Source organism: Burkholderia sp. BCC1972 (genome assembly GCF_905339605.1).
Classification (GTDB): domain Bacteria; phylum Pseudomonadota; class Gammaproteobacteria; order Burkholderiales; family Burkholderiaceae; genus Burkholderia.
Genome location: NZ_CAJPGH010000047.1, coordinates 18157 through 36875, shown reverse-complemented (window position 1 = coordinate 36875; position 18719 = coordinate 18157). Strand labels below are relative to the sequence as shown.

The 18719-nt window shown below is 69.0% G+C and carries 17 protein-coding genes; 5 read left to right on the top strand and 12 right to left on the bottom strand.

Annotated elements, in window-relative coordinates:
* Positions 1 to 76: 76 nt before the first annotated feature.
* The 9 genes from U5798_RS36080 to hutH form a co-directional block, all read right to left on the bottom strand.
* On the bottom strand, positions 77 to 1414 hold the full coding sequence (locus U5798_RS36080; RefSeq protein ID WP_124456892.1) for a glutamine synthetase family protein: 1338 nt from the start codon (positions 1412 to 1414) through the stop codon (positions 77 to 79).
* A 12-nt stretch (positions 1415 to 1426) separates the two neighbouring features.
* Positions 1427 to 2233, bottom strand: a complete 807-nt coding sequence (locus tag U5798_RS36075; RefSeq protein WP_124456891.1) for a gamma-glutamyl-gamma-aminobutyrate hydrolase family protein — start codon at positions 2231 to 2233, stop codon at positions 1427 to 1429.
* A 749-nt stretch (positions 2234 to 2982) separates the two neighbouring features.
* The gene (hutG, locus tag U5798_RS36070) at positions 2983 to 3780 is read right to left on the bottom strand and encodes an N-formylglutamate deformylase (protein ID WP_322084793.1); all 798 of its coding nucleotides are present in this window, start codon (positions 3778 to 3780) and stop codon (positions 2983 to 2985) included.
* Between the two features lie 59 nt (positions 3781 to 3839).
* Positions 3840 to 5216, bottom strand: coding sequence for a formimidoylglutamate deiminase (locus U5798_RS36065; RefSeq protein WP_322084792.1), 1377 nt, complete (start codon positions 5214 to 5216; stop codon positions 3840 to 3842).
* 57 nt (positions 5217 to 5273) lie between these two features.
* Entirely contained in the window at positions 5274 to 6497 is a 1224-nt protein-coding gene (hutI, locus tag U5798_RS36060; protein ID WP_322084791.1) for an imidazolonepropionase, read from the bottom strand.
* 3 nt (positions 6498 to 6500) lie between these two features.
* Positions 6501 to 7112 carry a HutD family protein gene (locus U5798_RS36055; protein WP_124456886.1) on the bottom strand — a complete coding sequence of 204 codons (612 nt, stop codon included), beginning with the start codon at positions 7110 to 7112 and terminating at the stop codon, positions 6501 to 6503.
* A gap of 2 nt (positions 7113 to 7114) precedes the next feature.
* Complete coding sequence (gene hutU, locus U5798_RS36050; RefSeq protein WP_322084790.1) at positions 7115 to 8803, bottom strand: urocanate hydratase; 1689 nt, start codon at positions 8801 to 8803, stop codon at positions 7115 to 7117.
* Between the two features lie 39 nt (positions 8804 to 8842).
* Positions 8843 to 9538, bottom strand: a complete 696-nt coding sequence (gene hutC, locus U5798_RS36045) for a histidine utilization repressor (protein ID WP_039369341.1) — start codon at positions 9536 to 9538, stop codon at positions 8843 to 8845.
* Between the two features lie 4 nt (positions 9539 to 9542).
* A complete protein-coding gene (hutH, locus tag U5798_RS36040) occupies positions 9543 to 11066 on the bottom strand; it encodes a histidine ammonia-lyase (protein WP_124456884.1) in 1524 nt (507 codons plus the stop codon).
* Between the two features lie 223 nt (positions 11067 to 11289).
* Between hutH and U5798_RS36035 the strand changes: the two genes are divergently transcribed.
* Positions 11290 to 12210 (top strand): glutamate/aspartate ABC transporter substrate-binding protein, encoded by a 921-nt coding sequence (locus U5798_RS36035; RefSeq protein WP_322084789.1) that lies wholly within the window; start codon positions 11290 to 11292, stop codon positions 12208 to 12210.
* Between the two features lie 21 nt (positions 12211 to 12231).
* Here U5798_RS36035 and U5798_RS36030 read toward each other — a convergent pair whose 3' ends face one another.
* Together U5798_RS36030 and U5798_RS36025 are read right to left on the bottom strand one after the other, a co-directional pair.
* Positions 12232 to 12987, bottom strand: a complete 756-nt coding sequence (locus tag U5798_RS36030; RefSeq protein WP_322084788.1) for a 4'-phosphopantetheinyl transferase family protein — start codon at positions 12985 to 12987, stop codon at positions 12232 to 12234.
* Positions 12988 to 13151: 164 nt separating this feature from the next.
* Positions 13152 to 14192 carry an alpha/beta fold hydrolase gene (locus U5798_RS36025; protein WP_124456881.1) on the bottom strand — a complete coding sequence of 347 codons (1041 nt, stop codon included), beginning with the start codon at positions 14190 to 14192 and terminating at the stop codon, positions 13152 to 13154.
* A 250-nt stretch (positions 14193 to 14442) separates the two neighbouring features.
* Here U5798_RS36025 and U5798_RS36020 point away from each other — a divergent pair, with 250 nt between their 5' ends.
* The 3 genes from U5798_RS36020 to U5798_RS36010 all read left to right on the top strand — a co-directional run bounded on the left by U5798_RS36020 (position 14443) and on the right by U5798_RS36010 (position 16907).
* Entirely contained in the window at positions 14443 to 15387 is a 945-nt protein-coding gene (locus U5798_RS36020; RefSeq protein WP_322084787.1) for a LysR substrate-binding domain-containing protein, read from the top strand.
* A 174-nt stretch (positions 15388 to 15561) separates the two neighbouring features.
* On the top strand, positions 15562 to 16794 hold the full coding sequence (locus U5798_RS36015; protein WP_322084786.1) for an MFS transporter: 1233 nt from the start codon (positions 15562 to 15564) through the stop codon (positions 16792 to 16794).
* A complete protein-coding gene (locus U5798_RS36010; protein ID WP_260435003.1) occupies positions 16785 to 16907 on the top strand; it encodes a hypothetical protein in 123 nt (40 codons plus the stop codon). Before U5798_RS36015 ends, U5798_RS36010 begins: the two co-directional genes overlap by 10 nt.
* Before the next feature lie 30 nt (positions 16908 to 16937).
* Here U5798_RS36010 and U5798_RS36005 read toward each other — a convergent pair whose 3' ends face one another.
* Entirely contained in the window at positions 16938 to 18416 is a 1479-nt protein-coding gene (locus U5798_RS36005; protein WP_322084785.1) for a deoxyribodipyrimidine photo-lyase, read from the bottom strand.
* A 75-nt stretch (positions 18417 to 18491) separates the two neighbouring features.
* Between U5798_RS36005 and U5798_RS36000 the strand changes: the two genes are divergently transcribed.
* The gene (locus U5798_RS36000) at positions 18492 to 18701 is read left to right on the top strand and encodes a hypothetical protein (protein ID WP_124456877.1); all 210 of its coding nucleotides are present in this window, start codon (positions 18492 to 18494) and stop codon (positions 18699 to 18701) included.
* Positions 18702 to 18719: the final 18 nt, after the last annotated feature.

Here is an 18719-nt window from a genome sequence, read left to right as displayed (position 1 = left end):
AAAATCGGCAGTCGAGTGCTGCGAAAAGGCTTCGTTTCGATCGGTCATGTTTTCTCCGTCAAACAACGCCACACGCTCACACGTGCAGCAGCAGATGCCTGCGTTCCCACGAGCTGATCACGCGGAAGAACGCTTCGTATTCGGTTTCCTTCAACGCCAGGTACGCCTTCACGAACTTGTCGCCGAGAATGCCGGCAAGCGGCTCGCATGCGGCCATCAGCGAGATGCCCTCCTCGAGGTTGCGCGGCAGCTGGTAAGGCAGGTCGTAACCGTCCGAGGCGATCGGCTCGGTCGGCGCGAGCTGTTGCGACATGCCGAGATAGCCGGCGGCGAGCGTCGCCGCGAACGCGAGATACGGATTGCAGTCGACGCCCGGAATCCGGTTCTCGATGCGGCGCGCGACGGGGCTCGACTGCGGGATGCGGAAGCCGACCGTGCGGTTGTCGTAGCCCCATTGCACATTGATCGGCGCGGCCATGAAGCGCGACAGGCGGCGGTACGAATTGATGTACGGCGCGAAGATCGGCATCAGCGCCGGCGTGTACTTCTGCAGCCCCGCCAGATAGCTGTGGAACAGCGGTGACACGGCGCCGTTTTCGTCGGCGAACAAGTTGCGCCCGGTACGCATATCCGCGAGGCTCTGATGGATGTGCATCGCGGAACCCGGCTCGTTTTCCATCGGCTTGGCCATGAACGTCGCATACATGTTGTGGCGCAACGCGGCCTCGCGCACCGTGCGCTTGAACAGGAACACCTGGTCGGCCAGCGGCAGCGCGTCGCCGTGCACGAAGTTGATCTCCATCTGCGCGGCGCCAACCTCATGGATCAGCGTCTCGATATCGAGGCCCTGCATTTCGCAGTACTCGTAGATGTCCTCGAACAGCGGATCGAACTCGTTGACGGCCTCGATCGAATACGACTGGCGGCCGGTTTCTGCGCGCCCCGTGCGGCCGACGGGCGGCCGCAGCGGCAGATCGGGATCGGCGTTCATGTCGACCAGATAGAACTCGAGTTCGGGCGCGACGACCGGCTTCCAGCCCTTCGCCTCGTACAGGTCGAGCACGCGGCGCAACACGTAGCGCGGCGAGATCTCGACCGGCGACCCGTCGAAATGCACGCAGTCGTGGATCACCTGCGCGGTCGGATCGACGGCCCACGGAATCAGGCAGATCGTCGACGGATCGGGCACGCACACCATGTCGGGATCGGTCACGCCGGTCAGCGTGCCGTCCTCCGGATAATCGCCGGTGACGGTCTGCACCATCACGGCCTGCGGCAGCCGCATCGATTCGCCGGACTCGAATTTGTTGCGCGGAATGATCTTGCCGCGCGCGATGCCGGCCATGTCGGGAATGATCGCCTCCACCTCGGTGATGCGGTGCTGACGCAGGAATTCGCTCAGTTCGGGTTGCATGATCGGCCTCGTTCAGTCGACGTCGGATGCAGCCGGCGACGGCATCGTGCCGGCGGCCGCATGAAGGCGTTGCGCCATGCGCGCGCGGCACGCCGCGCCGAATGCCGCAAAAATGTCGCGCGACAGCGGCTGTTCCGCGTAGCGCCATTCGGGATGCCACTGCACGCCGAGCGCGAATGCGCGCGCGCCGCGCACGCTGACGGCTTCGACCAGCCCGTCGGGCGCGCTCGCTTCGACGTCGAGCCCCGCACCGAGACGCGCGATGCCCTGGTCGTGCAGCGAATTGACCGTCGCCTCCTGCGCGCCGCGCGCGACCCTTTGCAGCAGGCCTCCCGGCGCGAGTCGCACGACATGCGCGGGGCCGTACTGCCGTTCGAGCGGATCGGCCGGTCGTTCGCGATGGTCGTCGAAGCCGTTCGTCGCGTGCAGCCGCTGATGCAGCGTGCCGCCGTACGCGACGTTCAGCTCCTGCATGCCGCGGCAGATCGCGAGCACGGGCACGCCCGCGTCGATCGCCGCGCGGATCAGCGGCAGCGCGGTCGCGTCGCGCGCGGGGTCGTGCAATGTATCGGGCGCACTCGCGGCCCCGCCGTAATGATGCGGTTCGACGTTCGAATAGCTGCCGGTCAACAGCAGACCGTCGACTGCCGCGACGATCGCGTCGGCCGGCTGCCGCGCGCCGAGCGCGGGCAGCACGAACGCCAGCGCGCCGGCGCCGTCGACGAGCGCGGCGAGGTACTTCTCGCCCGCCGTGTGATTCGGATGCGCACCGCGCAGGATGCGGTCGGCGGTGACGGCTACGATCGGGCGCGCACGCATGAGCGTCTCTCCTTCTCCGGTAATCGCGCACACCATACGTGCGCACGGGACGATGCAGGCCTGCAGTCGCGCCGCACGCGCGCGCGATCACGCAGCGCATGCACATGCGCGATCCTGCCGCGCGGACGATGCGGCAAGCGGCGGTGCGGCCCGGGACGAAAGCGGAAAACGGCGCTAGGGCAACAAGGATGCGCTGCCGTCGCACTGCACCGCGCTGAATACATGCGCGGTCACGACGTTGAAGCGGCGCAGGCCGCGATGGGAAAGGGCGAAGAAACGAGGCTCGCGTAAAGGGGCGGCACGCGTGCCGCAATCAGCATGCCGGTTCGGCCCGGCCTGAGGCGGCGCGCCCGCCGACGGACTTCGCGTCCGGCGTATCGAAGGGCTGGCGGCTTTCACGATCGTACTCGACTGACTGAAGGAGGCAGGACACGCGTCGCGATCAAGCGCATGCGGCAAAGCCGCGCGGCGACACGTCGGCAAGGTGTCACGCAGCGGTTTCGGCGCGGTAGGGCCAGCGTCGAGGCCCCCGCCGCCGGTGCGCGCGTGACGACTTCCTGACATTCAGCTTATATCACCTAAAAATTGCGTCAAATTTTCAGGTGCCGATGACGACATCGATCAGACAAAAAAACGGCATCGGTCTCCGCGATCGATGCCGTGTTGTGCATTGCGTCGACGCGCATGCTGCACGCCGACGGGCCGCGCCGCCCTGCTCCGCCGCGCTGCCGCATGCGTGCGGTCCGCGCTCAGCGATGCGCGAGCGCGGTTTCGACGAGCGTCTGCAGCAGCGGCGCAATTCGCGCTGCACGCGCTTCGTCGTACGCGTACGGACGCGTCTCGTCCATGTAGGTGATCTGCGACAGCTCGAGCTGCACGGCCTCGACACCGGTATCGGGCACGCCGTAGTGGCGCGTGATGTAGCCGCCCTTGAAGCGCCCGTTCGCAACGGCCGTATAGCCGCCGTGCGCGAGCACGCGCGCGGCCAGTGCCTCCGCGAGACCGGGCGCGGCACTCGCGCCGCTCGACGTGCCGAAGTTGAAATCCGGCAGGCGGCCGTCGAAGAAGCGCGGCACGTGTGAGCGGATCGAATGCGCTTCCCACACGAGCACGCGGCCGTGTTCGCGCTTCAGGCGCGCGATCTCGCCCTGCAGCGCGTCGTGATACGGCAGCCAGTAGCGGTCGCGGCGACGCATGATCTCGTCGTTGCCGGGCAGCGCGTTCGCCGGATAGAGCGGCGCCTTGTCGAACGTATCGACCGGCACGAGCCCTGTCGTGTCTTGCCCCGGATACAGGTTCTCGTTGTCGGGCGGACGGTTCAGGTCGACGACGTACCGTGCGTGCGACGGCACGAGGATCGATGCGCCGAGATCGGCCGCGAAGCCGTACAGCCGCTCGAGATGCCAGTCGCAATCGTCGACGAAGCGTGCATCGGGCGTCATCGTCGCGGCGATGTCGTCGGGGATGTGCGTGCCTGCGTGCGGAATCGAGATCAGCAGCGGCAGCGTGCCCTGCTTCAGCGTGAATACAGCCGGTTGTTCAGTCATGTCGCATCACCGTAAGAGTCTGCCGGCGCACGCATGCGGCGTGCGCCGGTTGCCGCGCGTCAGCGCAGCAGTTGCGCCAGCGCGGCGCGGTAGTCCGCATACGCAGCGGCTTCGTCGCGATGGCGGCGGCCGCTCACGACGCGCTCGCCGCCCGTGTAGACGTCGAGCACGGGCGTCTCGCCATGCTCGGCGAACACGATACCCGACAGCCACGACGTGCTGCCGTGTTCGGCGATCGCCGGATGATCGGGATCGAGCACGAGCCAGTCGGCACGGCAGCCTTCGCGCAGCGCACCGACGCGCCGCCCGCTCGCCTGGGCACCGCCCGCGAGCGATGCGTCGAACAGGCGATCGGCGACATGGGCCTGCGACTCGCTCGCCAGCACGTTGCGCGCACGGTGCACGAGCCGCTGCCCGTATTCGAGCAGGCGCAGTTCCGAGCGCCAGTCGACCGATGCGTGGCTGTCCGAGCCGACGCCGATCACGCCGCCTTGCGCGAGATAGTCGACGGCCGGGAACACGCCGTCGCCGAGGTTCGCCTCGGTCGTCAGGCACAGCCCGGCGACCGCGCGACGCTTAGCGAGCGCGGCCGTTTCGGCCGCATCGACGTGCGTTGCGTGCACGAGGCACCAGCGCGCATCGACGTCGAAGCGATCGAGCAGCCACTGGACGGGACGCGCGCCGTATACGCGCACGCAGTCGTCGACCTCGGCCGTCTGCTCGGCGATGTGGATGTGAACGGGCGCGTCGTCGGGCAGCCCGTCGATCAACGTGCGCAGCCCGTTCTCCGACACCGCGCGCAGCGAGTGCGGCGCAACGCCGTAGCGCAGGCCGCCGTGCTCGGGCGCCGCGCGACGCATCGCGTCGAGCAGTTCGAGCAGGCCGTCGGGCGTGTTGATGAAGCGGCGCTGGTCGTCGCGCGGCGGCTTGTTGCCGAAGCCGGCGAACTGGTAGGACACGGGCAGCATCGTGATGCCGATGCCGGCCGAGCGCGCGGCATCGACCACGCGCGCGCCTAGCTCCGCGAGTTGCGGGTAGCGCGAGCCGTCCTGTGCATGATGCACGTAGTGAAATTCGCACACCGACGTATAGCCGCACTTGAGCATCTCGACATACAGCCAGCGCGCGATCGCCGCGAGCGCGTCGGGCGTGATCTTCAGCGCGAAGCGGTACATCAGGTCGCGCCAGCTCCAGAAGCTGTCGGCGGGATTCGCGCGGTATTCGGTGAGCCCCGCCATCGCGCGCTGGAATGCGTGCGAATGCAGGTTCGGCATGCCGGGCAGCACCGGCCCGGCCGCACGCGCGACGCCTGCCGGTGCGTTGCTATCGGGCGTCACGCCGGTCAGCGTGCCGGCCGCGTCCCAGCGCAGCAGCACGTTGCGGCGCCAGCCGTCGGGCAGGTACGCATGGTCCGCGAACAACAGGGTGTCGGTCATTCTGATTCCTTGTCGAGCGGCCGGGTCACGCGCCAACGTGCCCGGCCAGCTGCAAAACTATCCGTTCATCCGGCGAAACACGGTCGAGCCGCCGCGCACGACCTGCTCGCACAGCGGCCGGCCGATCCAGTACGCGAGCTCCGACAGCGAGCCGACCGACCATGCGGCGAAGTCGGCCTGGCGGCCGGCCTCGAGCGCGCCGTGGCGATCCGCGCGGCCGAGCGCCGCGGCGGCATGGCGCGTGACGCCCTGCAGCACTTCGGGCACCGTCATGCGGAACAGCGTGCAGCCCATGTTCAACGTCAGCAGCAGCGATTCGAGCGGCGACGTGCCGGGGTTGTGATCGGTCGCGAGCGCGATCGGCACGCCGTGCTTGCGCAGCAGCTCGATCGGCGGCAGTTGCGTTTCGCGGATGAAGTAGTACGCGCCGGGCAGCAGCACGGCGACCGTGCCGGCCGCCTTCATCGCCTCGATGCCGGCTTCGTCGAGAAACTCGAGGTGGTCGGCGGACAGCGCGCGGTAGCGCGCGGCAAGCGCCGTGCCGCCCGCGTTCGACAGTTGCTCCGCATGCAGCTTCACGGGCAACCCGCGGCGCATCGCGGCCTCGAACACGCGTTCGGTCTGCGCGAGCGAGAAGCCGATGCGTTCGCAGAACACGTCGACCGCGTCGACGAGGCCCTCGTCGGCCAGTGCCGGCAGCATCCGGTCGCACACTTCGTCGATGTACGCATCCGCGCGGCCCGCATATTCGGGCGGCAGCGCATGCGCGCCGAGGAAGGTCGTGTAGACCGTGACGGGGAAGCGCTCGCCGAGCTGGCGCGCGACGCGCAGCATCTTGCGTTCGCTCGCGAGGTCGAGCCCGTATCCCGACTTGATCTCGATCGCGGTCACGCCTTCGGCGAGCAGCGGCTGCAGGCGTGCGGCGGCCTGCACGAACAGCGTCGTCTCGTCGGCCGCGCGCGTCGCGCGCACCGTCGACACGATCCCGCCGCCCTGCCGCGCGATCTCCTCGTAGCTGACGCCCGCGAGGCGCTGCGCGAATTCGTCGGCACGCGTGCCGCCGTACACGAGGTGCGTATGGCAATCGACAAGGCCCGGCGTCACCCACGCGCCGTGCAGGTCCTCGCGCCGCCAGTGCGCATAACCGTGCGGCAGCGCGGACAACGCGCCGAGCCAGACGATCGTGCCGGTTTCATCGACGGCGATCGCCGCGTCGTCGATCGTCTCGTCGGGATGGCCGTGCGGACACAGCCTCAGGTGATGCCAGACAGTCGGTTTCATGCGTTAGTCTCGTGCGCCGATGGCGAGCAATACGGCGAGCAGCGCGCCGCTACCGCTCACGACGACGTCAAACGCACGCTGCGGCCCGTCGAGCCGCAGCGTGTCCATTTCTTCCAGTGCGTAGTGCGTGCCGTCGATCTCGACACCGACGGCGCCGGTCGCGCAAAACAGCAGCACGGTATCGGCGTGCGCAACACGGTGCACGCCTGCGCGCCACACGTCGAGCGTGCCGCGCGCGGCGGAGCGACGCGTCATCAGGTTGAAGTCGCGTGTCGCGCCGTCATGCAGCGTCGCGTCGATCGCCGCTTCCCCGGCGAAATCCGCACGGGCCAGCGGCGCGTCGAGTACGTGCTCCGCACCGCCCGCTTCGGCGAGCGTCATGCCCGCGCCGGACAGCAGCACGAGCGTGCGGTCGACGCCGTCGAAACGCGAGAACGGCCCGGCCGTGCCGACGTCCGCGACGCTCACGCGCCACGCGAACGTATCGAGTGCCGCGCCCGGAGGGAACGCACCGATCTCGCGCGTCACGCCGCCGCCGTTCTTCCACGGCGACGCGACGAGATCCGCTGCGCGAATCATCGTCGCGTTCACCGGCGCCTGGTCGAGCGCCGTCATGCTCAGCGGCCGAGCATCGGCAGCTTCAGGCCGGCTTCGCGGGCCGTCTGCTGCGCGAGTTCGTAGCCGGCATCCGCATGGCGCATCACGCCCGTGGCCGGGTCGTTCAGCAGCACGCGACCGAGACGCTCGTGCGCTTCAGCCGTACCGTCGGCGACGATCACGACGCCCGAGTGCTGCGAGAAGCCCATGCCGACGCCGCCGCCATGGTGCAGCGACACCCACGATGCGCCGCCTGCCGTGTTCAGCAGTGCGTTCAGCAGCGGCCAGTCGCTGACCGCGTCCGAACCGTCCTTCATCGATTCCGTCTCGCGGTTCGGGCTCGCGACCGAACCCGTGTCGAGGTGGTCGCGGCCGATCACGATCGGCGCCTTCAGTTCGCCATTCTTGACCATCTCGTTGAACGCCTGGCCGAGGCGATAGCGATCCTTCACGCCGACCCAGCAGATCCGTGCCGGCAGGCCCTGGAACGCGATGCGCTCACGTGCCATGTCGAGCCAGTTGTGCAGGTGCGGATCGTCGGGGATCAGCTCCTTCACCTTCTGGTCGGTCTTGTAGATGTCTTCCGGGTCGCCCGACAGCGCAACCCAGCGGAACGGGCCCTTGCCTTCGCAGAACAGCGGACGGATGTACGCCGGCACGAAGCCCGGGAAGTCGAACGCGTTCTCGACGCCCATTTCCAGCGCCATCTGGCGGATGTTGTTGCCGTAGTCGAGCGTCGCCGCGCCGCGTTCCTGCAGCGCCAGCATCGCGCGCACCTGAACGGCCATCGACTGCTTCGCGACCTTCACGATGCTCTGCGGATCGACCTTCTGCGCTTCGCGCCATTGCGCGACGGTCCAGCCTTGCGGCAGGTAGCCGTTGATCGGGTCGTGCGCGCTCGTCTGGTCGGTCACGCAGTCCGGCGTGATGCCGCGCTCGACGAGTTCCGAGAACACGTCGGCTGCGTTGCCGAGCAGGCCGATCGACACGGGCTTGCCCGCGCGCTTCGCTTCGTCGATCATGCCGAGTGCTTCGTCGAGCGTCGTCGCCTTCTTGTCGACGTAACGCGTCTTCAGGCGGAAGTCGATGCGCGTCTCGTCGCATTCGACCGCGATCATCGAGAAGCCGGCCATCGTCGCGGCCAGCGGCTGCGCGCCGCCCATGCCGCCGAGGCCGCCCGTCAGGATCCAGCGGCCCGACGGGTCGCCGTTGAAGTGCTGGTTCGCGACCGAGAAGAACGTTTCATAGGTGCCCTGAACGATGCCCTGGCTGCCGATGTAGATCCAGCTGCCGGCCGTCATCTGGCCGTACATCATCAGGCCCTTGCGGTCGAGCTCGTGGAAGTGGTCCCAGTTCGCCCAGTGCGGTACGAGGTTCGAGTTCGCCAGCAGCACGCGCGGCGCGTCCTTGTGCGTACGGAACACGCCGACCGGCTTGCCCGATTGAATCAGCAGCGTTTCGTTTTCCTCGAGATCCTTCAGCGACGCGAGGATCTGGTCGTAGCATTCCCAGTTGCGCGCTGCACGGCCGATGCCGCCGTACACGACGAGCGCATGCGGATGCTCGGCGACTTCCGGGTCGAGGTTGTTCTGGATCATCCGGTAGGCCGCTTCGGCCAGCCAGGTCTTGCAGGTCTTCTCGCTGCCGCGCGGCGCGCGGATCGTGCGCGTCGGATCGAGACGGGGATCGATGTGTTTCGGATGGTTCATGACGACTGCTCCCGAAGGAAAATGACTATCAAATAGGAATCAGAAATGCCCGGTGAAGCGATAACGGCTGCCGGGATGCCACAGATTCGCCACCGAGGCGACGACGCCCTGCGACCAGGTGCGCCGATGTAAAACCAGACACGGCTCGACGTCGTCCATCCGCAGCTGCTCGCGCCGCTCCGGCGCCGGGGCCGCCGCTTCGATCCGGTACTCGACGCGCTGCAGCGGGGCCGCGCGCATCAGGTACAGGTTCGGCGTCGTGTTCGTGAAATCCTGCTCGGCGTAATCCGGCGCGACTGCCGGATTCACCCATCGTTCTTCGAGCTGCACGGGCTCGTCGTTCTCGAAATGCAGCACCTGCGAATGAAACAGCTTCGTGCGCACGGCTACCTGCATCTCGTCGGCGAGCGCCTCGTCGGCGCGGATCGTGTCGAGACCGAGCACGCTGGCGTGATACGCATGCCCGCGTGCGCCGACTTCCTCCGAGATGCTGCGGATCGCCACCAGCGTCGACTCGTACTTCGGCCGCGCGACGTAGGTGCCCGCGCCCTTCATGCGCGTGAGCACCTGCTCGGCCGTCAACTCGCGCAGCGCGCGGTTGACGGTCATGCGCGCCACCTTGAATTCGCGCGCCAGCTCGTTCTCGGACGGCACCTGGTCGCCCTCCTCCCACTCACCGGCGTGGATGCGGGCCAGGATGAAATCCTTGATCTCCTGGTAGACCGGCGCGCTCATCGGCTTACTGTTCCGATGCGAACGAGAACGGTGCGACCTTCGCGAACGCACGCTCGCCGACGAGCTTCGCGATCACCGCGATGTCCGGCGCGAAGTAGTGGTCGAGTTCGTAGTGCGCAACCTTGCTGCGGATCGTTTCCATCACCGGCGCCAGCTTCGGGCTCGTGTGGTACGGCGCACGCAGGTCGACGCCTTGTGCGGCCGCCAGCAGTTCGATCGCGAGGATGTGCTTCGTGTTGTCCGCGATGTCGGCGAGCTTGCGCGCAGCGAACGTCGCCATCGACACGTGGTCTTCCTGGTTCGCCGAGGTCGGCAGCGAGTCGACCGACGCCGGGTGCGCGAGCGTCTTGTTTTCCGATGCGAGTGCGGCCGCCGTCACGTGCGCGATCATGAAGCCCGAGTTCACGCCGCCGTCCTTCACGAGGAACGGGGGCAGGCCCGACAGCGTCGCGTCGATCAGCAGTGCGATGCGGCGTTCGGCCAGCGCGCCGATTTCCGATGCGGCGAGCGCGAGGTTGTCGGCCGCGAACGCGACGGGCTCGGCGTGGAAGTTGCCGCCCGACAGCACTTCGCCGGTATCCGGGAAGATCAGCGGGTTGTCCGACACGGCGTTCGCCTCGACCAGCAGCACGTCGGCTGCATGGCGCATCTGGTCCAGGCACGCGCCCATCACCTGCGGCTGGCAGCGCAGGCTGTACGGATCCTGCACCTTGTCGCAGTCGCGGTGCGACTGGTTGATCGGCGAGCCTTCGAGCAGGTCGCGATACGACGCCGCTGCGTCGATCTGGCCCTGGTGGCCGCGCAGCTCATGGATACGGGCGTCGAACGGCTTCACCGAACCGGCTGCCGCGTCGACCGACAGCGCGCCGGCGACGAGCGCCGTGCGGTACAGGTCTTCGATCGCGAACATGTTGTCGAGCGCCAGCGCGGTCGATGCCTGCGTGCCGTTCAGCAGCGCGAGGCCTTCCTTCGCCTGCAGCGTCAGCGGCGCGAGGCCCGCGACGCGCAGACCGTCGAGCGCGCTCGCACGCTCGCCGCGGATGAACACTTCGCCGACGCCGAGCAGCACGGCCGACATGTGCGCGAGCGGCGCGAGGTCGCCCGATGCGCCGACCGAGCCCTTCACCGGGATCAGCGGCAGCACGTCGGCGTTGAACAGCGTGATCAGCGCGTCCATCACTTCGCGACGGATGCCCGAGTGGCCGCGGCCAAGGCTCGACAGCTTCAGCGCCATCAGCAGGCGCACCGACGAACGGGCCATCGGTTCGCCGACGCCGACCGCGTGCGACAGCACCAGGTTCTTCTGCAGCAGCTCGAGCTGGTCGTGCGGGATGTGCGTGCTGGCCAGGCGGCCGAAGCCCGTGTTGATGCCGTAGGCCGGCTCGCCCTTCGCGGCGATGTCGGCGACGGCCTTCGCGCCGGCGTCGATCTTCGCGAAGCTGGCCGGGTCGAGCTTCAGTTGCACCGATTCGCGTGCGATCTGGCGCAGTTGCGGGAGGGTCAGGTGGCCGGGGGTCAACGTAATCATGTGAGCAATCCTGTCTAGACAAGTTCGGAATGGATTGAAGTGTAGCCATCGGAACTTGTCTAGACAACCCGTTTTTCATAATTCCGACTCGGGAGTTTCCCTGATGTCCGGCGCGGCCCGTCGGATCAGACTGACAAGCGTCGCAATTAACATATGTTGCAATTATTTTGTCTTTGGCAACATACGAATCAACACTTCCACGATCCGCCCACGGAGATCTGCCATGACCATCCCGCCCCGGTTGACCACCCTCCTCGGTCGCAGCCTGCTCGTCGCCGTGTGCGCGCTTGCGTGCGGCGCATCGCTAGCCGCGGAACCGCTGTCCGGCACCCTCGAGAAGGTGCGGCAAAGCGGCCTGATCTCGATCGGCCATCGCGAGACGTCGGTGCCGTTCTCCTATGTCGACGCAAGCGGCAAGGTGATCGGCTTCTCGCAGGACCTGTGCGACCGCGTGATCGCCGCGGTGAAGGCGCGCACCGGCAAGCCCGACCTGCAGGTGCGCTTCATTCCGGTCACATCGCAGAACCGCATTCCGCTCGTGCAGAACGGCACCGTCGATCTCGAATGCGGCGTGACGACCAACCTCGCCGCGCGCCATGCGCAGGTCGCGTTCTCGACCACGTTCTTCGTCGCGACCACGCGGCTGCTCACGCGCACGACGTCGGGCATCCGCGACTTCCCCGACCTTGCCGGCAAGACGGTCGTGACGAACCAGGGCACGACGTCCGAACGCCTGCTGCGCAAGATGAACGAGGAAAAGAAGATGAACATGCAGATCATCAGCGCGAAGGACTACGGCGAAGGACGCCTCACGCTCGAATCGGGCCGCGCGGCCGCGTACATGATGGACGACGTGCTGCTCGCGGGCGTGCGCCAGCTCGCCGCGAAACCGGCCGACTGGCAGATCGTCGGCACACCGCAGTCGTCGGAAGCCTACGGGTTCATGCTGCGCAAGGACGATCCGCAGTTCAAGGCGCTCGTCGACGGCGTGCTCGTGCAGCTGATGAAAAGCGGCGAGATCAACGCGCTGTACGACAAATGGTTCATGAAGCCGGTGCCGCCGAAGGGGCTCGCGTTCGATTTTCCGATGAGCGACGTGATCAAGGCGCGCTATGCGGCGCCGAACGATGCACCGCTCGAGTGACTGTCGCGCGCCGACGTCCGCTCACGCGCGCGTCCACGCGACGCACGCCGCATAGCCGGGCGCCGCGTCGAGCCACGCCGCGTCGAACGCCGCGACGCCGGCTGCAGGCGCGGCCCGCTCGACGATCGTCGTCGCAGGCGTCACGGCATCGTGCGGCGGCACGACCGCGAACGCGCGCAGCCCGCCGACGATGCCCGTGCCGAGCGCCTTGAGCAGCGCCTCCTTCGCGGACCACACGCGCATGAACGCGTCGGCACGCGCGGCGAGCGGCAGGCCGTCGAGATACACGACCTCGGCGGCCGCGCACACTTCGCGCGTCAGCGCACGCCAGTCGGTCGTGCGGTTGCAGCTTTCGATATCGACGCCGACGCGCCCCGTTGCTGCCCACGCGATGAGCGCGTGATCGCCCGCGTGCGACACGTTGAAATCGAGCGACGCGCGATGCGCGGGCTCCAGCGACGGCCGTCCCGATTCGTCGACGACGATCGCGATGTCCGTCGGCGCGATCCCGAGCGCCGCGCCGAGCACGTCGCGCAACGCGGCACGCGTCGCGGCGCTGCGCACCGCATCCTCGTGCCGCAGGTAGCGCCCGGCACGCGCGCGCTCCGCGTCGCTCAGTGCCGCGTAGGCGGGCGATCCGAGCGGCACGTGCCAGTCGAAATCGACGCGCGCGACCTGCACGCCGGCACGCGACGCGGCCGGCGGCACATCGAGCAGATGCACGCGCCACGCGCGGGACAGGTCGTCGGAAATCTCGGAATCGGGCGGAACAGGCATCGGCACGCGGCAGCCAGGCGAACGAAACGTTCAATGTTAATCGATCGCGCGGGACGGAGGCCGACGCATCGCGACCGCGATCGTCGGCAGCGGCAGCGGGCAGCAACGGCAGCCGGTGCGAGCGCCTCATCGACACGACGGCCGGGCTGCGCGCGCGTGCGCGCTCACCCGTGCGCGACGGCGCCCGGCACGCCGCTTCCCGCCAGCCGCGCACGCTGCGCCGGGTGGCGCGCATGGACGCGGCCCGGCGCATCGGCCGGCAGCGCGCCGTGTTGCAGCCAGTACAGCGCGACGGGCCACAGTGCGTCGGTAAAGCGGCTGTGAAAGAACGCGAAGTGACCGATCGCGTCGACGCCGATGTCGCGTGGCGCGATCCGCAGGTGCGTGACGTCGCTGCCCGTGTAGTAGCCGACCAGCCGTTCGATCGCGTCGACCGTGCCGAACCCGTCGTCGTCGAGGCCGATCGCGAGCATCGGCGCCGGCAGCCGCGCGAAGCGGGCCGGCAGCGCGGCGCGGCTCGCTGCGGTTTCGGCGAGCAGGCCGTGCGTGTAGGCGTCCTCGAAGCGCGGTTGCGAGCGCACCCACGACAGCGCGACGCCACGCGGCGTGTCTTCCATCCAGCCGAACCGCTTCGCGGGCACGTAGCCGAACACGGCCGCGAGCGCCGGCATCGCGACGTGCCATTTCCACCACATGCGCCGCCGCTCTTCCGGCCGATAGTCGCGCCAGTACGCATACTGCGCGCCCACCGTCACCACGTGACGCACGTACGCATTCGACGCCGCGAGCCCGAGCACGCAGCCGCCGATGCTGTGCGCGACGACGTCGAGCGGCTGGCCCGGAAATGCGTCGCGCGCGTACTGCAATGCGGCCTCGCAATCGAGCCGCCCCCAGTCGAGCCAGTTCGCGCGCAGCTTCGCGAGCTGCGCGGGGCGTGAGCCGCCGATCCCGCGATAGTCGTACACGAGCACGTCGCGCCCCTGCGCGAACAGCCAGGCCGCGAAACGGAAGTAGTAGTCGCAGCGCACCGACGTCGCGCAATTGACGACCGTCACGGGCCGCACGGCGCCACCGCCGCGATGGCGCCACACATGGCCCTGCAATTCATAACCGTCCGCCGCGCGCAGCGTCACGGGCTCGGGTGGCAATGCCCCCGCCGCGCGACCGCGCTGCGCTGCCCCGCTTCCTTCGCTCGAAATCGTCATCCTGTCTCCTGTCGATCAGAGTTAGCGCTTTAGCGCTTACTCTGATCCCATGCTTCGCGGTCGATCAGAGTTAGCGCTTTAGCGCTTACTCGGACCCCATGCTTCGCGGTCGGTCCTCAGTTGGCGCTTCAGCGCTTACTCGGCCCCCACGCCTCGCGATCGCCCCACACCCACCGTCAACCCTCCATTGAACTTGACGCGTGCCGCGTTCTCAACCAATCTTGCTGCTCCGTTCGCATGAGTCATGCGCATGTCAACGCCCCTCGTCCGTCTTCCGTCGCTCGATCTCGTCCGCGGTTTCGTCGCGGTTGGCCGCCGCATGAGCATCACGCTCGCCGCGCAGGACCTGTGTGTCACACAGTCGGCGGTCAGCCGCCAGATCCACGCGCTCGAGGCGCATCTCGGCGTCGCGTTGCTGCAGCGCGGCTACCGGAAGATCGCGTTCACGCCGGAAGGCGAGCGGCTGTTCCGCGTCGCGGACGCCGCATTGCACAGCCTGCAGGACACCGTCGCGTCGCTCGCCGCCGCGCGCGAGCGCCAGCCCGTCACGATCACGGCCAGCATCGGCGTCACCGCGCTGTGGCTGTTGCCGCGGCTCGGGCGGTTGCAGGCGCGCCTGCCCGCGGTCGACCTGCGCGTCGCCGCGAACGACAAGGTACTCGATTTGCGCGCCGAAGGCATCGACCTCGGCATCCGCTATTGTCCGCGCAATCGTGCGCCGGCCGGCGCGCTGCGCCTGTTCGACGAGATCGTCGTCCCGGTCGCGCATCCCGCGCTCGCCGCGCGGCCGGTCACCAGTGCGGCCGCGATCGCCGATCACGTGCTGCTCGAATTCGACGGGCCGCCGCAACCGCAGCTGCAATGGCACGCGCACCTGCATGCGGCCGGGCTCGGCGACGCGCGCCCGAAAGGCGTGCTGCGCTTCAACCAGTACGACCAGGTGATCCAGGCCGCGATCGCGGGCCAGGGCGTCGCGCTCGGCCGGCTCGCGCTCGTCGCGCCGATGCTCGCGGACGGGCGGCTGGCGGTGCTCGGCCCGCACACGCAGGCGCTGTCGGATACGTACGGCTACTGGCTGTTCCAGCACGATCCGGCCCCGCGCCGCGAAGTCGCCGACGTGCGCGACTGGATGCTCGCCGAAGCAGCCGAATGCGATGCGGCCATGCGCGCGCACGACACGACGTCGGCGGCGTAAACCGGCGCAGGCTATCCGGTCACGCCTCGGCCGCGGGCAGTGCCTGCCGCTTCCATCGCATTCCCCACACGCATGCCAACCTGACCGAATGATCGCTTGAGCGATGGCGGCCCCGATCGTCTAATCGGATCGAGCGTGGCCGGTTTCGCCGCGCGCCCTCATCCGGAGGCACGCATGACCCCGATCGAACAGGAAGTCCGACGTCGCTGGCTGCCCGTGCTGGCCGGCGGCCTGATCATGGGCGTCGCGCTCGGCATCCGCCACGTGCAGGGCCTTTTCCTCGCGCCCGTCTCGCTCGACCACGGCTGGTCGCGCGAAGCGTTCGGGCTCGCACTCGCGCTGCAGAACCTGATCTGGGGCGTCGCGCAGCCGTTCACGGGGATGATCGCCGACCGCTTCGGCTCGGCGCGCGTGATCGTCGTCGGGATGCTGCTGTATGCGGCCGGGCTCGTCACGATGGCGCACGCGGCCACGACCGGCCTGTTCACCGTCGGCGCCGGGCTCGTGATCGGCATCGCGCTGTCGGGCTCGGCGTTCGCGTCGATCTACGGCGCGCTGAGCCGCCTGTTTCCGCCCGACCGGCGCGGCTGGGCGCTCGGCGTCGCGGGCGCGATCGGCGGGCTCGGCCAGTTCTGCATGGTGCCCGTCGCGCAGGAACTGATCGGCGGCATCGGCTGGCGGCACGCGTTCATCGCGCTGGCGCTCGTCGCGGCGCTGCTCGCGCCGCTCGCCGTGCTGCTGCGCGACCGCCCCGCGCAAGCGGCCGGCGCCGCGGCCGGCCCCGACCAGTCGATCGGCGAAGCCGTGCGCGAGGCGTTCGCGCATCGCGGCTTCTGGCTGCTGAACGCGGGCTTCTTCGCGTGCGGCTTCCAGCTCGCGTTCATCGCGACCCACCTGCCCGCGTACCTGCTCGACCACGGGCTGCCGGCGCGCCACGCGAGCGTCGCGCTCGCGCTGATCGCGCTGACCAACGTGGCCGGCACCTATGCATGCGGCCATCTCGGCGGGCTGCTGCGGCGCAAGTACGTGCTGTCGGTGCTGTACCTCGTGCGTGCGCTCGCTATGGCGGCGTTCGTCGCTGCGCCGCTGTCGCCCGCGAGCGTGTATGTCTTCGCGGCCGTGATGGGGTTCACGTGGCTCGGCACGGTGCCGCTGACGAACGGCGTGATCTCGCAGGTGTTCGGCGTGCGCTACATCGCGACGCTGTTCGGCTTCGTGTTCTTCGGGCACCAGCTCGGCAGCTTCTTCGGTGTCTGGCTCGGGGCGCTCGTGTACGACGCGACGCACTCGTACATGCCGCTGTGGATCGGCTCGATCGCGCTCGGCGTGCTCGCCGCGCTGCTGCACCTGCCGATCGACGACGCGCGCGTCGCGCGGCCCGCGCCGGGCAACGCGGCATGGGCCTGATCCGCGCGGCGCTGGCCGCCGGCACGCTCGCGTTCGTCATGTGGTGCGGCGCGGCCTACTTCGATTCGGGCATCGCGTACGCGCTGCTCGAACATGCCGCGTTCTGCAACTGACGCGGCGCTCCGTGCCGCGCAGGCACGCGCTCAGTGCCGCTTCGGCAACGCGGCCAGCGCATCGAGCGCGCGGGCACGTGCGGCCGCATGCTCGACGAGCGGTTCCGGGTAGTCGACGCCGAGCCGCACGCCGGCAGCCTCGAGCGCCAGCGGCGACGCTTCCCACGGCGCGTGGATCGACGCGTCGTCGAGGCCGGCGAGCTCAGGCACCCAGCGCCGCACGTATGCGCCGTCCGGGTCGAACTTCTGCCCCTGCGCAACCGGATTGAAGATGCGGAAGTACGGCGCGGCATCGGCGCCGCAGCCGGCCACCCACTGCCAGCTCGCCGCGTTGTTCGCCGGGTCCGCATCGACCAGCGTGTCCCGGAACCACGCTTCGCCCGCGCGCCAGTCGATCAGCAGGTGCTTGATCAGGAACGACGCGACGACCATCCGCACGCGGTTGTGCATCCAGCCGGTCGTCCACAGCTCGCGCAGGCCCGCATCGACGAGCGGATAGCCGGTCTGCCCGCGCTGCCATGCACGCAACGCGGCGGGATCGTCGCGCCACGGCATCGCGTCGAACTGCGCGCGGAAGTTGTCGGTCGCGAGCGTCGGGAAGTGATACAGCAGCGTGTAGCTGAATTCGCGCCAGCCGAGCTCGCTCAGGAATTTGTCGGCGTCCGCGGCGTACGCCGCACCGCCGGCGTGCGCGGCGCCCTGCACCGCGTGCCATACCTGTCGCGGCGACACGTTGCCGAAGCGCAGGAACGGCGACAAGCGGCTCGTCGCGGGAAGATCCGGACGGTCGCGCGCGTCCGCATAACCGGCGAGCGAGTTCGTCAAGAATGCGTCGAGCCGGGCGTGCGCGCCGGCTTCGTCCGGTGCGGGCCACGCTTCGCGCAGGCCGCCGGCCCAGTCCGGCGCATGCGGCAGCAGCGCGAGCGCGTCGAGCGCCAGCGCGCGGTCGCGCACGGTTTTGGGCCACGGCTGAAACGCGATCCGATCGGGTTCCGGCAGCGGTGCGGCGACCGTGCGATCGCGGCGCGCCGCCCGCCAGTACGCGGTGAACACCTGGTACGGACCGCCGCTGCCCGTCAGCACCTCCCACGGCTCGTTCAGCAGGCTGCCGTTACTGCTCTCGACCGTGACGCCGCCCGCCTTGAGCGACGCCTTCAGCGCCGCGTCGGCGTCACGCTCCGGCCGTGCGTAGCGGCGGTTCCAGTACACGGCTTGCGCGCCCGTGTCGTGCACGACACGCTCGATCTCGCGCCGTGCGTCGCCGCGCAGCAGCAACAGGTGTCCGCCGTGGCGCGCGAGCGCGGCATCGAGCCCGGCCAGCGCCCCGTGCAGCCACCAGCGTGCCGCGCCGCCGAGCGGGCGCCCTGCGCCGTCGCCGGTGTCATCGACGAATACGCAGACGAGCGGCCGGCCCGACTCGACCGCGCGGGTCAGCGCGGGCTGGTCGGTCACGCGCAGATCGTCGCGGAACCAGACGATCGCGGGAGCAACGGACGACTTGGCGGGCACGGGCACCTCGATGACATCAGCGAAAAGAGACGCGTATTGTCGCGGCTGCGCTGCGCGGTGTCGACGCCGGCCGTCATGGCCGCACGATCCGCGCGCGACCTCGCGATCCGTGTCAATCCGATGGAAGTCGCCCCGCAGAACGTCGGCGCGCAAGGAATATTGCCCGGGCTGTGGTACGTCGGCCGGTTCGTGCACACCGTGCACGGCTGGCGCAACGCCGAACGCATCGAAGCACGCCGCGGCGGCCCGGCGGGCCGACCGTGCACCGCCGGTGCGACCGGCTGATCCGGTCGACGATGCGTC

Coding starts and splice junctions, on each gene's coding strand:
- U5798_RS36080 (WP_124456892.1), bottom strand. CDS start 1,414: ATGCAACCCGAACTGAGCGAATTCCTGCGTCAGCACCGCATCACCGAG.
- U5798_RS36075 (WP_124456891.1), bottom strand. CDS start 2,233: ATGCGTGCGCGCCCGATCGTAGCCGTCACCGCCGACCGCATCCTGCGC.
- hutG (WP_322084793.1), bottom strand. CDS start 3,780: ATGACTGAACAACCGGCTGTATTCACGCTGAAGCAGGGCACGCTGCCG.
- U5798_RS36065 (WP_322084792.1), bottom strand. CDS start 5,216: ATGACCGACACCCTGTTGTTCGCGGACCATGCGTACCTGCCCGACGGC.
- hutI (WP_322084791.1), bottom strand. CDS start 6,497: ATGAAACCGACTGTCTGGCATCACCTGAGGCTGTGTCCGCACGGCCAT.
- U5798_RS36055 (WP_124456886.1), bottom strand. CDS start 7,112: ATGACGGCGCTCGACCAGGCGCCGGTGAACGCGACGATGATTCGCGCA.
- hutU (WP_322084790.1), bottom strand. CDS start 8,803: ATGAACCATCCGAAACACATCGATCCCCGTCTCGATCCGACGCGCACG.
- hutC (WP_039369341.1), bottom strand. CDS start 9,538: ATGAGCGCGCCGGTCTACCAGGAGATCAAGGATTTCATCCTGGCCCGC.
- hutH (WP_124456884.1), bottom strand. CDS start 11,066: ATGATTACGTTGACCCCCGGCCACCTGACCCTCCCGCAACTGCGCCAG.
- U5798_RS36035 (WP_322084789.1), top strand. CDS start 11,290: ATGACCATCCCGCCCCGGTTGACCACCCTCCTCGGTCGCAGCCTGCTC.
- U5798_RS36030 (WP_322084788.1), bottom strand. CDS start 12,987: ATGCCTGTTCCGCCCGATTCCGAGATTTCCGACGACCTGTCCCGCGCG.
- U5798_RS36025 (WP_124456881.1), bottom strand. CDS start 14,192: ATGACGATTTCGAGCGAAGGAAGCGGGGCAGCGCAGCGCGGTCGCGCG.
- U5798_RS36020 (WP_322084787.1), top strand. CDS start 14,443: ATGTCAACGCCCCTCGTCCGTCTTCCGTCGCTCGATCTCGTCCGCGGT.
- U5798_RS36015 (WP_322084786.1), top strand. CDS start 15,562: ATGACCCCGATCGAACAGGAAGTCCGACGTCGCTGGCTGCCCGTGCTG.
- U5798_RS36010 (WP_260435003.1), top strand. CDS start 16,785: ATGGGCCTGATCCGCGCGGCGCTGGCCGCCGGCACGCTCGCGTTCGTC.
- U5798_RS36000 (WP_124456877.1), top strand. CDS start 18,492: ATGGCCGCACGATCCGCGCGCGACCTCGCGATCCGTGTCAATCCGATG.